The 13777-nt window shown below is 59.6% G+C and carries 13 protein-coding genes and 1 pseudogene; 2 read left to right on the forward strand and 12 right to left on the reverse strand.

Translation table 11 applies throughout. The annotated features are described in order from the left end of the window. Window positions 1-3: 3 nt before the first annotated feature. The 12 genes and pseudogenes from AC07VR_RS04775 to AC07VR_RS04830 all read right to left on the reverse strand — a co-directional run bounded on the left by AC07VR_RS04775 (window position 4) and on the right by AC07VR_RS04830 (window position 11882). Complete coding sequence (locus AC07VR_RS04775) at window positions 4-1848, reverse strand: type II secretion system protein GspD (RefSeq protein ID WP_494992345.1); 1845 nt, start codon at window positions 1846-1848, stop codon at window positions 4-6. Continuing rightward, complete coding sequence (locus AC07VR_RS04780) at window positions 1845-2366, reverse strand: hypothetical protein (protein ID WP_495010588.1); 522 nt, start codon at window positions 2364-2366, stop codon at window positions 1845-1847. Before AC07VR_RS04780 ends, AC07VR_RS04775 begins: the two co-directional genes overlap by 4 nt. Then, window positions 2363-2914 carry a GspMb/PilO family protein gene (locus AC07VR_RS04785; protein WP_494992347.1) on the reverse strand — a complete coding sequence of 184 codons (552 nt, stop codon included), beginning with the start codon at window positions 2912-2914 and terminating at the stop codon, window positions 2363-2365. Before AC07VR_RS04785 ends, AC07VR_RS04780 begins: the two co-directional genes overlap by 4 nt. Next, window positions 2901-3446 (reverse strand): PilN domain-containing protein, encoded by a 546-nt coding sequence (locus AC07VR_RS04790; protein ID WP_494992348.1) that lies wholly within the window; start codon window positions 3444-3446, stop codon window positions 2901-2903. The genes AC07VR_RS04785 and AC07VR_RS04790 overlap by 14 nt, the downstream gene beginning before the upstream one ends. Window position 3447: 1 nt before the next feature. Continuing rightward, on the reverse strand, window positions 3448-4251 hold the full coding sequence (locus tag AC07VR_RS04795; protein WP_495010589.1) for a hypothetical protein: 804 nt from the start codon (window positions 4249-4251) through the stop codon (window positions 3448-3450). Beyond that, window positions 4232-5944, reverse strand: a complete 1713-nt coding sequence (locus AC07VR_RS04800) for a GspE/PulE family protein (RefSeq protein WP_495010590.1) — start codon at window positions 5942-5944, stop codon at window positions 4232-4234. The genes AC07VR_RS04795 and AC07VR_RS04800 overlap by 20 nt, the downstream gene beginning before the upstream one ends. Window positions 5945-6027: 83 nt before the next feature. Continuing rightward, a complete protein-coding gene (locus AC07VR_RS04805) occupies window positions 6028-6561 on the reverse strand; it encodes a response regulator (protein WP_494992351.1) in 534 nt (177 codons plus the stop codon). 257 nt (window positions 6562-6818) lie between these two features. Continuing rightward, complete coding sequence (locus AC07VR_RS04810; RefSeq protein WP_495010591.1) at window positions 6819-7142, reverse strand: peptidylprolyl isomerase; 324 nt, start codon at window positions 7140-7142, stop codon at window positions 6819-6821. A 244-nt stretch (window positions 7143-7386) separates the two neighbouring features. Further along, entirely contained in the window at window positions 7387-8058 is a 672-nt protein-coding gene (locus AC07VR_RS04815; protein ID WP_495010592.1) for an SCO family protein, read from the reverse strand. 11 nt (window positions 8059-8069) lie between these two features. Next, on the reverse strand, window positions 8070-9866 hold the full coding sequence (locus AC07VR_RS04820; protein WP_495010593.1) for a cytochrome D1 domain-containing protein: 1797 nt from the start codon (window positions 9864-9866) through the stop codon (window positions 8070-8072). Between the two features lie 277 nt (window positions 9867-10143). Continuing rightward, window positions 10144-11136 (reverse strand): annotated as a pseudogene (locus AC07VR_RS04825) (ISL3 family transposase); the annotation flags it as partial. Between the two features lie 137 nt (window positions 11137-11273). Next, window positions 11274-11882, reverse strand: coding sequence for a lytic transglycosylase domain-containing protein (locus AC07VR_RS04830; RefSeq protein ID WP_495010594.1), 609 nt, complete (start codon window positions 11880-11882; stop codon window positions 11274-11276). A gap of 183 nt (window positions 11883-12065) precedes the next feature. Between AC07VR_RS04830 and gspG the strand changes: the two genes are divergently transcribed. After that, the gene (gspG, locus tag AC07VR_RS04835; RefSeq protein WP_494992355.1) at window positions 12066-12500 is read left to right on the forward strand and encodes a type II secretion system major pseudopilin GspG; all 435 of its coding nucleotides are present in this window, start codon (window positions 12066-12068) and stop codon (window positions 12498-12500) included. Window positions 12501-12514: 14 nt separating this feature from the next. Continuing rightward, window positions 12515-13702, forward strand: a complete 1188-nt coding sequence (locus AC07VR_RS04840; protein ID WP_494992356.1) for a type II secretion system F family protein — start codon at window positions 12515-12517, stop codon at window positions 13700-13702. Window positions 13703-13777 lie beyond the last annotated feature (75 nt).

Below are 13777 nucleotides of genomic sequence, written 5' to 3' on the forward strand. Positions count from 1 at the left end.
GATTCAAGGTCTCGCAGTGGTACGCATTGCTGCCAGCGGTGCGGCGTCAGTGGCCGGCCCATTCGACTCGGACGGTTCCTTCGAACGGTCCAGGTTCTGGGTATGCATGCTGGTCTCGGTGCCGGTCGGGAACTCCATGTCCGAAGGGCTTTGGTAAGGCAGGTTGCGCACAATCCGTGGAGTGATGGACAGCACCAGTTCGGATTTGCCCACCGAATCCTTGTTGCTGCCGAACAGCCGGCCTAGTCCAGGAATGTCACCTAGCCCTGGAATCTTGTTGCCGGTGGCGCCATGGTCATTGCGCACCAGACCGGCCAGCACCTGGGTTTCGCCATCATGCAGACGCAGGGTGGTCTGGGCGTTGCGGGTATCGATCTGGACCGGGATCGTGCCCTGACGGGTCGGTTCCAGCGGCGTGGCGTTGCTGACCTCGAGGGCGATCTTGATCGCCACTTCGTTGTTCAGGTGGACGATGGGGGTTACTTCCAGCTTGAGACCGACATCCAGGTAGGTGACGCTCTCGGTGATCACCGGCCCCTGGGTCGACGGCATCGACGTGGCGCTGATGACCGGCACCCGCTGACCAATGTGGATACGGGCCTGCTCGCGATTGCTGACGCGAATCACGGGACTTGCCAGGGTATTGATGTCGTTGTCCTGGGCATTGATCTTCAATTGCGGTGACGGCGACATGGAGATCCGGCCGGAATTTATGCCGTGCAGTTGGTTGAGAATGCTCACCCCGGTGCCGTCGCCGTTGACCACGCCGAAGGTGTTGGGCCATTGCATGCCAAGGTCGAGAATGCGTTGCCGGGACACTTCCAGGACCTCGACTTCCAGCACCACTTCGGGGTTGGACTGATCCTGGGACTGGAGGAGTTTTTCGGCCATGCGCACCGCATCGGGGGTGTCGCGCATGCTCAGGGTATTGAGGCGCTCATCGACGAATACATCGCGAGTCTTGAGCATGGTCTTGACCATGTTCAGCGCCGTGTTGGCGTCGATGCTGGTCAGGTAAAAGGTGCGCATGACCAGCTCTTGATAGTCTTTGATCTTCTGCGGTGAGTCGGGGTAGATCAGCAGCGTGTTCTCGTTGACCACCTTTTGATGCAGTTGATTCTGTTGCAGCAGCAGCGCCACTGCGTCTTCGATGCGCACATCGCGCACGAAGATGGTGGCTTTCATGTCCGGACGCATGTCCTTGTCGAAGATAAAATTCAGGCCTGCGACCTGGGACAGCACCTCGAAAATGGTCTTCAGGTTGGCGTCACGAAACTCCAGAGTGACCGGGCGATCCATGCGCATGCGCAGTTGCGGATAAGAGACAACGTTGCGGCTTTGTATCTGTTCGATGCTGCGGCGCAGTTCCAGCGCGCTTTCGTTTTTCGGATCGAGGGCAAGAATGTCGTGAGCCTGACGCTGGGCACCGATCACGTCGCCACGGCGCAAGTCGGCTTGCCCCTGACGCAGATAGTCATCCACATTGCGCAACTGATCGAGCTGATGCAGTGAATCGAGGGCACGAACATTATTGGGTTCGATAGTCAGCACTCGCCCGTAGCTCTGTCGTGCAGAAGCGAAGTCACGCTTGGCACGATCCTGATCGGCCTCGGCCAGCAGCGCCTTGACCGAACGGGCATGGCCCGCGCTCAACGCAATGTTCAGTTCGGTATCGCGGGGGTACTTTTTCAACCCTTCCTCAAAACGGGCCAGTCCAGCCTCGTACTGACCATCTTCAATCAGGGCCATGCCCTGTTTTCTGGCGGAGGTGGCACCGCATCCGGCCAGGCTCACGCAAACCGCGAGAACCAGGCAAGGCATGGGCGAGACCCAACGGAGAGACTTCATTGTGCACTCCCTACAGACAGAGTCTGGGACAGATGCAAGGGCAGGTAGACCAGGCTCAGCTCCGTGGCGGAGATGTGCTCGATCCGATAGGTATCGTCGATAACGTCGCCTAGCCGCACGACGTAGAGTTTTTCGCCGCTCTGCAGGAACACCTGCAGGTCGCTGCGATCGTCCATCCGACCGATGAATTGAAAAGGCAGTGGCGGTGCGCTCGGTTTGACTGTCGCTTGCAGTGCTGCAGCCGCTTGTTCATCGGTCAGCGTTGCCAGGGTTGGCGCTGGCTTCCAGCTCTTGGCTGCAAACAGGTCGCGGGTCATGTTCAGGGGTTTTGCCGAAACGGCTGCTGCCTTGTCCGCCGCTGCGCCGGAGTAAACCTTGCCGGCGCTGGCCGGTGCTGCTGCGATTTTTGTCGCCTCGGGCGGATTTTCCCCGTCGTTGAAAAACATCTCCGGCCCCCAGGCGAGCGCACCGGTGATCGCCAGGAAAGCTGCCCAGCCAAAGGCGCGTTTTCTGTTCATTTGGACCTCGACAGATACAGAGTCATGCGGATACGCCCGGTCAGTTCACTGTCGTCGATCCGCTTACGTTGAAAGTCGACATCCTCGAGCACCATCGCCGGCAACTGACCCAACAATTCGTGAAGGAAGCGACGCAGTTGCGGGTAGCTGCCGCGTACCGGCAGGAGAACCTGATAACGCGCCAGATGCGTCTTCGGATCGATCCCCAGGGCGTACTCGCCGCGAGACAGGGTGATGTTCTGTTCGGCTGCCAGCGCATAGATCCGGTCGATGGCCACCGTGGCTTCGGGCTGCGCCGGCAACTGCCGGTGAAACTCGTCCAGTTGACGCTGGGGCACCACGGGCGCGCTGGCGCTGCCCTGTTCGATACGCACCAGATAGTCACCGGCTTCAAGACTGCGTTGACGAACGTTTTCCAGGGCCTGCCAGCCAGGCAACAAGCCCAGCACCCCGAAGGCCATGGCAAACACCATCAGCGACGCTCCCGCAAGCCCGGGCCAGCCGAGGCTCTGCACATACTCGTGGACGATCAATCTAGGGATTGCCATCGCTGATCTCCCAAGTGGCCGACAGGTTGAACTGCACTGCGTGATCGGGCGATTGCGCGAGGATTTCGTGATTGAGCAACGACACGTCGCTCAGTTGCGCGCTGCTCTCCAGACGCCGGTGAAAATCCAGCATGGCCTCCAGATTGCGCGCCTCGGCACTGATACTGATCTGGCCCTTGTGCGCATCGGGAGTCAGCGAGAGCAACGCGACATCCTCCTGCGGCAGCGACTCGAGCATGGTGAATAACCGCTCCCAAGGCCTGCGCATTTGCTGTGAGACCTGGCGCATCTGCGCCAGATTCTGTTCCTGTTCACGGCTTTCGGCAGGCGTCAGGCCGGCCTTGCCGGGAACATCTCCGCCCAATTGGTGCTGGGCCTGCTGCAGCTGTTGCTGCTGGAGTTGTTCCTGTTCGCTGAGGTACCGATACAGTGCGGCGCAAGCCAGCACCAGCAAGACAGCGGCGAGCAGCAGGCTGAAGCCGAGAACCGGAGTGTGCCGACGAGGCTGGAAGTCGAGCAGTAAGGGGCGCATGTCAAGCCACCGCCCGGGACATAGTGAACAACACATCACGCATCAGCATCGGACTCTGGGGCTCGACACACAGTTGCACGACGGCCAGAGCCGGCAAATCGTTCAGACGTCCCGGTGCGTGCAGGTAAACACTCAAGGTCGGTGCGTCAGGGTTGTCTTGCAGTTCGCACTGACGAGCGATAAGCGCCGTCAGGGCCTCGTCGCTGTCGGCGCACCCCATCGAATGCACTGCGTGCCACTGACCGGCACGCTTGAGCAGCAACACACTGCGCAGCGGTTCAGCGACCACAAAAAGCAAGTCGCCCCGCCCCAATTGGCGGTGGAACCGGTTGAAGGCTGTCATCAGATAAGGTTGGACTGAACACAGACGAAGACCGCGTTGAGTGGCCAGCTCCCGCAACCTCAGCAGAAGCTCCTGCGGCAGCGCCGCGGCGACCCGGCTTGAGCCCGCAGCTTCGGGAGATAGCGTAACGCTCCAGCGCTGCGCCGACACACCGTAGATGTCGTCGAAGCAGGCCTGGGCATAAACGAGTAATTCCTTTGGACTACTGATCTGTGCGCTCCAGGGGATCAGGCAGTAGCGTTGGTAATGTGCCGACAGCACCACACACAGTTCAGCGCCCTGAGTGGCATGTTCGCCGAGCAGGCGCTCCAGAGTATCCACGGCCAGTGACCAGTCTACGTAGCGCTCGCCGATCAGGCCAACGCTGCCCAGCCAATGGTTTTCATGGCCATGCCGGTGGCACAGACCAATACCGTTGGCACCCAGCACGGCGATATAAAGATCACGCGATAAAAGTGACACGATTGATCTCCTCCAGTGTCGTGCGCCCTTCGCGCACCAGTTCCAGCGCCGAGCTGCGCAGCAGACGCAAGCCTCGGCTGCAGGCCACAGCCTTGATTTTCGACAGGGGTTGGCGCTCGACAATGAGCTGACGGATTTCGTCGTCCAGGAGCAGCAGTTCTGCGATGGCGGTGCGCCCGCGATAGCCGGTGCCCCGGCAATGACTGCAGCCGACGCCGTGGACAAAGCGGTAATCGGCCACGGCCTGCGGGTCGAGCCCGCAGGCCAGCAGCTCCTCGTTGCCCGGCGTACGCGGGACCGCACACGCCGGGCACACCAGACGAATCAAACGCTGGGCCAGCACGGCATTGAGCGCGGAAACGAAGCTGTAGGGGTCGACCTGCATCTGACTGAAGCGGCCGATGACGTCGAACACGTTGTTGGCGTGAATCGTGGTGAACACCAGGTGCCCGGTGAGAGCCGACTGCACGGCAATCTGCGCGGTATCGGGGTCGCGGATTTCGCCCACCATGATCTTGTCCGGGTCATGACGCAGGATCGAGCGCAGGCCGCGAGCAAACGTCAGGCCTTTCTTTTCGTTGACCGGGATCTGCAAGACACCCGGCAGCTGGTATTCCACCGGATCTTCGATGGTGATGATCTTGTCTACGCCGTGGTTGATCTCGGTGATCATCGCGTAGAGCGTGGTGGTCTTGCCGCTACCGGTGGGCCCGGTGACGAGGATCATTCCATAGGGTTCGGCGGCCAGTCGGCGCAGGCTGCGCAGAGTCTCATCGGCGAAACCCAGGGCCTGCAGCTGTACACCGCTGACCCGGTCGGCCAGGTCCTGTTTATCGAGGACCCGCAGCACCGCATCCTCACCGAAGATGCTCGGCATGATAGACACCCGAAAGTCGATCTGCCGGCCGCTGATGCCGATCTTGAAGCGCCCGTCCTGAGGCACGCGCTTCTCGCCGATGTCCAGTTCGGCCATGACCTTGATCCGCGAGATGACCTGGTCAGCGAACTCGCTGCCTTGAACCTTGCTGATGTTGTTGAGAACGCCGTCGACCCGGTATTTGATCACCAGCCCGTTACCGGTCATGCCCAAATGGATGTCGCTGGCATGTATTTTCAGCGCATCGTAGAGCGTGGAGTTGACCAGTTTGACGACGGCGCTGGCGTCTTCGCTGATGCTGGTCAGCGACAGGCTGTGCAGGTTGTCTTTGTTGTGATCGTTGCTGCCGTCAGCCTGGGCATCCAGCGCATCAACGGCGTGAAAGCTTTCTTCATGCCGGGCCAGGCAAGTCTTGAGGTCAGCAGCATGGACCAGAAAGAGGGGCGCACCTTGCAGGTAATCATCGATCCTGGCAAGGCGCGCCGGGTCGAACGGGTCGGCAAACACGCCAAGCAATTGATCGCCATGCTGCAACAGAATGAACTCGTGCTTGAGCGCCTGGGCCAGGCTGACCCGATCGAACAGTGGCGTGGCCTTGAACAGGCTTGCGCTGTCGAGTATCGGGTAATGCAGGGTTGTGCCCAAACACCGGACAAAGGCTGCCGGGTCCAGTTCGCTAAGGGATTCCAGCGTGTGAAGGGCTCGCTCGCCAGAGCTGGCGGCAAGGGTTCTGGCCTGAGCCAGTTGCTCACTGGTGAAACGCGACGGCGCACGAACGGCCGATGCCGGCTCGGCAGCCAAAGACAGAAACTCCATGACCTGCACTCCAACGTCCCGGGGGCTATTGCCCATTCGGCGCGGCAGGTCATCGGCGGGGGCCTTGAACGCTTATCGCGCCACTATTCCCCGGTAAGCAGTGGCTCGTCGTTGACTGGTGGCGAGGGCGACGACATTCGTCTGCGATCCGCCAGTAACCAGCTACCGTCGTACAACTGCAGGGGGAAATTCTCATTCCTGCTCTGACGTCGTTCGACAAACCCTTCCGACATATTTGCCCCTGCTCGAGGCTCGCGGCGTATACCCACCAGGTCACAGACTGCACGGGCCAGTTCCGCCAACGGGAACGGTTTGAACAGGATATGGCTGACACCCAGCTGCACGGCGCGCTCACAGACCTCATTGGTCGGATGCGCAGTAATCAGCACGAAGTGGCAGTCCCTGTGTTGGCGGACAGCGTCGAGCACCTGAAAACCGTCCATATCGGGCAAACGGAAATCGAGCACTACAACATCGGGTGAAAAACCCTGAACCATTGCTACGGCCTTTCCACCGTCATAGGCGACTCGGACTTCCAGGCCTTGAGCCTCGAGATACGCTCCAAGGTTCTGCGCCAGGATCTGTTCGTCTTCGACTACCAGTACTTTGTTTAACAAGGCAGACTCCTTGAAACTGTTCAGGTCCGATGTCGAACCTGGGAGTGCGTGCCTTACTTAGGCTTACGCACGCTTCATGCCAGGCTTGACGCTGGATTTATGCTCTTGATTTCATAAGAAATTTTTTTCCGCTGTAGCCTGCTTCCCCCAGAGCTGGGGAAGCATGCGGGCCTGTCCAGAACCTTTCCCCAATGTTGGGGGAAGCCTGAGTGATCGTCCATCCGTTTGAGAGCAGGCCTCAGCGATCGTCAATCTGTTCAACATGACTCACCTATCGCAAACGCGCCAGAGCATTCTTTTGCGCCTGGGTCAGGGCCTGCCCGGCCAGCCAGATAGATCCTGGCCATGGCAAGCCTCTGCTGCCGTTCGACATCCTGTCGGGGTTGATTGTTCTCCATGATAATCAACTGCCAGCCAAACTTTGTTTGCGCCGGATCACTAATCTCTCCCGCTGACAGGGAAAAGACCATGGCCTCGAACTCGGTCCCCCTCGTTGAGCGCGAAAAATAGCCAAAATCCCCACCTTTATCATGATCCGGCCTTGCCCCAGGGGCGTCGTGTCGAGCGGGACATGGGGCCACCAAATAGAACTGCAGTAGCTCCAGATCGACGGTGACAATACGCGCTCACCTGCATCACCGCATGGTGCTCGGCAGCAAAGTACCGAGCCGAGGCGTCAGTTCGCCCCCCGCGGCCGACATGCTCAGGCAAATCAGCAGAATCATGCACCGGCGGGCCGTGAGCCACATGGCGTTCACCTGTTCTCAGCGCCCGGCTACAGGCCGGGTGAGCAATTGCTCGAAGCAAACCACCAGGCTGATCCAGTCAAAAAGTCTCATGGCTGGACTCCTGGGCGATGGCGGTTGGCCTGGCATGCAAGCGTTTCTGGCTGAGCTGGTCGATCTCTTTGAGCAGCACTGCCGGATCCGTGAAACCGTAAAAACGAGTCCAGTGGGTGCTCGTACCGTCCCCCACGAGAATCAGCGGTGCATGATTTTCGAAGTTCCCATCGCCACTGCCCAGCCCCTCGAGGGTCGCAGCGATGGCCCCAGGCGCACCCGTCAGCCAGCTCCAGCCCGGCCCGTCCTGAAACTTGCGGGAATAGTCGAGCAACCGCTGCGGACTATCGTGCTGCGGATCGATGCTGATAGACACCAGTTGCACCTCACCTCCGGCCCGCCTGCCCAGTTGTTTTTGCACCTTGCCCATGATTGAGGACACCAGCGGGCAGACCGTGGTGCAGCGGGTGTAGATGAATCCCATGATCACGATGCGGTCGCCCACCAGGTCTCGTTGCAGGCTCACCGACCGACCGTGTTGATCGATCAGCGGCACGTCGACGATTTTCACCACCGCCCCTTGGGGTGAGACCACCGGTGTACCGTGGCTGGCGTACTCGCTATGGTCCTCAGCTGAATGGGCCTGGGCCAGGCTGGTCGAGAGAGCCAGTGTCAGCGTGCAGAAGGTGAGCAAGAGTCGTGAGGTCACTCGTTTCATGATGACGCTCCTTAATAGGTAGACCGGCAGGTTGCCGCGGGTAACACCCGCAGGCTGGTGTAAGTGTTGGTGCCAAAGTCCACCCCCAACGAAGCCGCGCGCTCATGCAGGTACCACGCACTGGCCTTGTCCAGCCCCTCGCGGGACTGGAACCGATTACCCAGCGACACGGTGAAAGGCCCAACCTTTGGCATAGCCAGGCACTGCTGTTGCGCTGGGTTGGGCTCGACCTGTGCCGTGAAGCAGTGAATGATCTGCGGCTGGTTGATCAGAAAAGCCACGTCGAAGCGCCCTGCTGCCGGCAAGCGCACCCGCGTGCTGTAAACCCCGGGTTCGACTTCGTGCAGACTGCGATCGATCACCATCGCCGCCCGGGCGGTATGACCGCGGTTGGGGTAACCGGACATCGGCGCGTTCATACCTTCGGCGTAGAAATAGGTGGTGTTATCCACTGGGTTGACGACGAAGACCGAGTTGTCATCGCGACCCGGCGCCAGGCTCTGGGCCAGCGGCAGGTCACCCGCCTGATGCGGTGCCGCCGGCCCCGCCTCGAAGTCTTGGCTGATGGGCTCGCGGTCCTGCCCCAACGAGCCCAGATTGACCATCGTGACCTTGGGTGAAGACAGCCCGCGGATATAGGCGTATGCGGCGGTGAACGTCACTTGATAGGGTTCGTCGGCCACCTCCAGGCGATGGATCAATGTGTCGCTGGCCGCGTCGATGACCAATGCGCGGTCTTCCAGGCTATTGAGCACAAAAGCAAAGCGCCCGTCGCGGATGAAACGCATCGGGCCTAGCCCCTGACTGTCCTGAATGACTTTGCGCAGCGCCAGACTGTGGGCATCGATCACGCTAATGCTGCCATCCTTGCCGTCGGCCACGTAGACCGCTTCGGACAACGCTGAATAGGCCACGGACAACGGATGCGGTCCGGTGTTGATCTGCCGAAGCAGCTTCAGCGTCGCAATATCGATAACGCTCAGAGTGCCGCTGTCGCCGTTGCTGACGAAGGCGTAGTGCGAATCCTTACTGAAGGCGATCTCATGGTGACCCACACCGGTTGCCAGTTGCGCGAGGGGCTTGAGTGAATAACTGTCGATCACCGTCACGCCGCTACTGCCGGCATCGTGCGTGTCATTGCCAACCCAGAGCAGGCGTTCGTCCGGTTGCAAGGCGACCCGCAGCGGCTCGACCCCGGCAGCCACGTTGCCGGTCACCTGGAATTGCTCTGCATCGATCACGGCGATCTGGCCCGCCGCTGGCATGGAAACGAACACACGCTTGTTGTCGCCGCTGCTGATCCAGTCCATCGGTGGCTGCTTGAGCTCGATTTGCATCGGGGTGCTGGTGGTGTCCACCGAATCCGACGGATCGATCACCGTCAGGCTCGCGTCTTTGTTCAGCACCAACAGGAAGTAACGGGTGAGGTCAAGCAACGGTCGCGCACCGACGCTGCCTTTGAGAAACTTCTCGACCCGTGATTTGCAGCTGTTTTTTGGTTCGGTGTGGCTCAGTCCCAGCAGACCCGGATCGAGCCAGGCGCCGGGCGCAACGCCCGACAGCGGCTGACCCGAGTTACTGTCGGTAACTCTGAAGCGCACGTCGGCGAAGTCACCTTCGATCAGCGTGTCGTCGCCATCAATCGGGCGTATCTGGAACTCGATGGCCACGCCATCGCGAACCAGACGCTGCCCCTCAGGGCCGGCATGCGCCGACGCTGCGTCGTGCCGAATCAATAGCCATCCACCCAGACCAACCACTAACAACGCACTGCACGCTGCGATACATAGTGGGGTTGTTTTATTCACGTCCTGCTCCTTGAAACGCTGGGTCCGAGTGGCTGTATTCGCCTCGGGAAACAGCGGCATTGGTACCGGCCCGGCAGGGAGCCGCTCAGCAGGATGAGCAGATTGAGCCGTTCGGTTGGGTGGGTCCCTTTCATGGTGGAGGGCCTCGCGTCGCGTTCATCGGTGAAATGGACGCAGCAATCACCATGCCAATTAATTTTTTATTTATATTCAATAACTTAAGTAAAAAAACTAACGTTGACTGGGTGAACCTGCCCCCCAAAAAAATGGTTCTCCACGGATTACCGGGAAAGACGCTCTTGATCTTCATGAAAAAGAACCCGCTATCCCGGTAACCGTACGCCATCCGCTTGATGACCTTTATTCGATTGTTTATTCCTTCCAACTGCCCCGTGTGCATCGGCCAGCGAACCCGACTTACGATGCCCCGCCAGTAATTCTTTAGCCGTTTGGCGAACTGGACCAGCGCAGGTATCGCGCTTTCATGGGCGTGGCGCAGCCATTGCTTCCAGGCCGATCTCCAGCCCCAGGCAGTACTCGGCGTCCACAGCGTTTTAAGTTCGGCTTTCATCAGACAGGTCGTCATCAACGCCTGATTAGCCGCCAACAAATCCTGCAAGCGGACCTGCTGTTCCGGCTTTTTCAGGTTCTCCGGGTTGCGCAGCAGCAGCCATCGCGCTTGCTTGATGACCTTACGAGCAGGCTTGTCATGACGCAGCCGATTAGCTTCGTCGACGCGGACCCGATCAATCACCTCTCGGCCATATTTGGCCACCACATGGGAGAGGTCGTAGACCACTCGTGCTTTGGGGCAGTGCTGGCGAACCTCCAGGTCAAAAGCGCTGTTCATGTCCATCGCCACTGCTTCGATTCGAGCGCACCCCTCGGGTCCCAGTTCTTCGAAAAATGGCCTGACCGCCGCCCGGCTGCGGCCTTCGCCAATCCACAGCATGCGTCGTGTATCTGCATCCAGGACAACGCTGGCGTAGCGATCCAGCCAACTGACGGCCTCCATGCGTTTGCCACAGTCACGACAGCCAATACGCCTGAGCAAAACGCTGAGGCGCACGGCACGACCGAGAATGGGCAAATCACGAACGATTCGTTCGCAATACTCATGAGTAGTTGAACAAGGTTTTTGGCACCCGCCACAGGAAGGGAATCGGGTGGCGTGGGGAATCAGATCGATCTGTAGCGCGTCGCCATCAGGCTTGATCGTGACGACAGAAAAGCCCTCCCAAAACGGAAGGAAAGTATTAATATCGCGCATAAGAACGCCGATTTGTTAGATGTGTTTGCTCGCACGAACTTCATCAATCAAATCGGCGTTCTTGTTTCTGTGTTTCCCGGGATTCCGTGAAGAACCAAGAAAAACCGGTTTTCAGGATTCCCCACATGTGGGGAATGCTACAGCGGCGAGTCGACCGCCAACCCCTGCAAGCGCCGGTACTGACGAAGCACACTGGGCACGTAACGCTGGGTTTCGGCGAATGGTGGAATGATCCGACCGCGGCTGAGCACAGCATCGGGGCCAGCGTTGTAGGCGGCCACGGCGAGTGAAATATTGTTGTCGAACATCACCATCAGACGCTTGAGGTAGCGCGCCCCGCCCTGGATATTGGCAGCGGGATCGAGCGCATCGGTTACCCCCATTTCCCTGGCAGTCCGGGGCATCAATTGCATGAGCCCCACTGCACCTTTGACCGAGCGCGCATCCGCGTTGTAGTGCGACTCGGTCTGAATGACCGCATGTAACAGGGCCGGCGGCAAATCGTTGGCTGTAGCGGCAGCGGCGACCATCTCGGCATAGGGCATCTGCGCGATCATTTGCGGCTTCGAAGAAGGCGCTACAGCCGCCACCTTCGGCTCGCTGATGACCTTTTCATAGTGGTGTCCCGGTCGATAGACATTCGACAGCTTATAAGCACCGTCGGCTGAACGTGAGACATAAATGTCCGCCTGGGCAGCGCAGGTCGTGGCTAGCCAGACCAGTAAACCCGTTATCAGTACTCGCATGCTCGATTCTCCCTCGATAATCCCCGCTTTTTGGGGCTGTTGCCCCACTCACCAGGATTCTCAAGGGGTCACGCAAGCTCTGTGCCGCACTGGCGAGCCCAGCAATTACGTGGCCTGCAGAGCAACACAGGACCGCGAGCACAGCAATTGCATAAGCAGACCTACCCACTCAAGGAGGTCAACATGTCCGGTCATCTTCGAAATACCCGACGGCAGCAAAGCGGCTTCACCTTGCTTGAATTGCTGGTGGTACTGGTGGTCCTTGGCCTGCTGGCCGGGATCGTTGCGCCTAAATATTTCAGTCAGCTGGGCCGCTCCGAAGCCAAGGTGGCCAAGGCGCAGATCGAAGGCCTGGGAAAAGCGCTGGATCTGTACCGGCTCGAACTGGGGCACTACCCCAGTAGCGAACAAGGGTTGGCTGCCCTGAATACCGCACCTAGTGACGAACCGCGCTGGGCCGGGCCTTACTTGCAGAAAAAAATCCCGCAGGACCCGTGGGGGCGCAATTACATCTATCGCTGCCCCGGCGAGAACGGCGAATACGATCTGCTGTCGTTGGGCAAGGATGGCCAGCCCGGTGGCGAAGGCGAAAACGCCGAAATCACCAGTTGGCAATGAGTGAGGGCACCGTCATGCGTTTTCATCTGAAGGTCATGGGCAAAGGTGGCATCAGCGCGCTGGTGGTCGATGCGCAAGGCCCCGTCGAAGCCCGACACATGGCCGAGGAACAGGGGCTGCGTTTGATCAGCCTGCGTGCCGAACAGCGTTGGAGGTTTAGCGCCTGGCGGCGTCATGAGGCATTTCCCCTGCTGCTGTTCAGTCAGGAATTGACCACTCTGCTCAACGCGGGCCTGGCGCTGATCGACGCCCTGGAAAGCCTGGCGGAAAAAGAAACCGCACCCCAGGCACGCAAGACCCTCAGCGAACTGGTACGACTGTTATACGAAGGCAAATCCTTTTCCCAGGCCCTGAGCCAGTTGTCGGAAGTGTTCCCTCCGCTGTACATCGCGCTGGTGCAGTCCAGCGAGAAAACCGGCAACGTCAGCGAAGCCCTTGGCCGCTATGTGGTCTACCAACAGCGTATGAATGAGGTTCGGCAAAAGATCGTCAGCGCGTCTATCTATCCGGTGTTGCTGCTGATTGTCGGCGGCGGTGTGGTGCTGTTTCTGATGGGTTACGTCGTGCCGCGCTTCAGTCTGGTCTTTGAAGGACTGGGCTCCAACCTTCCCTGGATGTCGCAGGTGCTGATGTCCAGCGGCATGTTCCTGCACAACCATCAGACCGAGTTCTTCGCCAGCCTGTTCGCAACTATCGTGGCGTTGGGGCTGCTGATGCGTCAGCCGCGCTTTCGCCGCGGCGTCGACCGCGTACTGGAACGTGTACCGGCGATCCATCGGCGGATCGTCATGTACGAATTGGCACGTTTCTACCGCTCACTTGGGATATTGCTGCAAGGCGGTATCCCCATTCTCACCGCCATGGGCATGGTGCGCGGGCTGCTCAATGTCGGCTCCAGAACCCGGCTGGATTCGGCCAGCGAGCGTATCCGGGAGGGGCACGCGCTGTCCGCCGCGCTGGAGCACAACGCGCTGACCACACCGGTTTCGCTGCGTCTGCTGCGGGCCGGTGAGCAATCAGGCAATCTGGGCTACATGATGGAGCGCAGCGCCGACTTCTATGACGAGGAAATCAGCCGCTGGCTCGAATGGTTCGTGCGTCTGTTCGAGCCGCTGCTGATGGCCTTTATCGGCCTGCTGATCGGTGTGATCGTGATTCTCATGTACATGCCGATCTTCGAGTTGGCGTCGAGCATTCACTGAGCCCACCTGCCTCTCTCGAGGCAACCGCCATAAACAAGAATGCCAGGCTCATGGCCTGGCATTCTTGTTGTGCAT

The organism is Pseudomonas sp. GW821-FHT02H09, assembly GCF_059421425.1.

Coding starts and splice junctions, on each gene's coding strand:
- AC07VR_RS04775 (WP_494992345.1), bottom strand. CDS start 1,848: ATGAAGTCTCTCCGTTGGGTCTCGCCCATGCCTTGCCTGGTTCTCGCG.
- AC07VR_RS04780 (WP_495010588.1), bottom strand. CDS start 2,366: ATGAACAGAAAACGCGCCTTTGGCTGGGCAGCTTTCCTGGCGATCACC.
- AC07VR_RS04785 (WP_494992347.1), bottom strand. CDS start 2,914: ATGGCAATCCCTAGATTGATCGTCCACGAGTATGTGCAGAGCCTCGGC.
- AC07VR_RS04790 (WP_494992348.1), bottom strand. CDS start 3,446: ATGCGCCCCTTACTGCTCGACTTCCAGCCTCGTCGGCACACTCCGGTT.
- AC07VR_RS04800 (WP_495010590.1), bottom strand. CDS start 5,944: ATGGAGTTTCTGTCTTTGGCTGCCGAGCCGGCATCGGCCGTTCGTGCG.
- AC07VR_RS04815 (WP_495010592.1), bottom strand. CDS start 8,058: ATGAAACGAGTGACCTCACGACTCTTGCTCACCTTCTGCACGCTGACA.
- AC07VR_RS04830 (WP_495010594.1), bottom strand. CDS start 11,882: ATGCGAGTACTGATAACGGGTTTACTGGTCTGGCTAGCCACGACCTGC.
- gspG (WP_494992355.1), top strand. CDS start 12,066: ATGTCCGGTCATCTTCGAAATACCCGACGGCAGCAAAGCGGCTTCACC.
- AC07VR_RS04840 (WP_494992356.1), top strand. CDS start 12,515: ATGCGTTTTCATCTGAAGGTCATGGGCAAAGGTGGCATCAGCGCGCTG.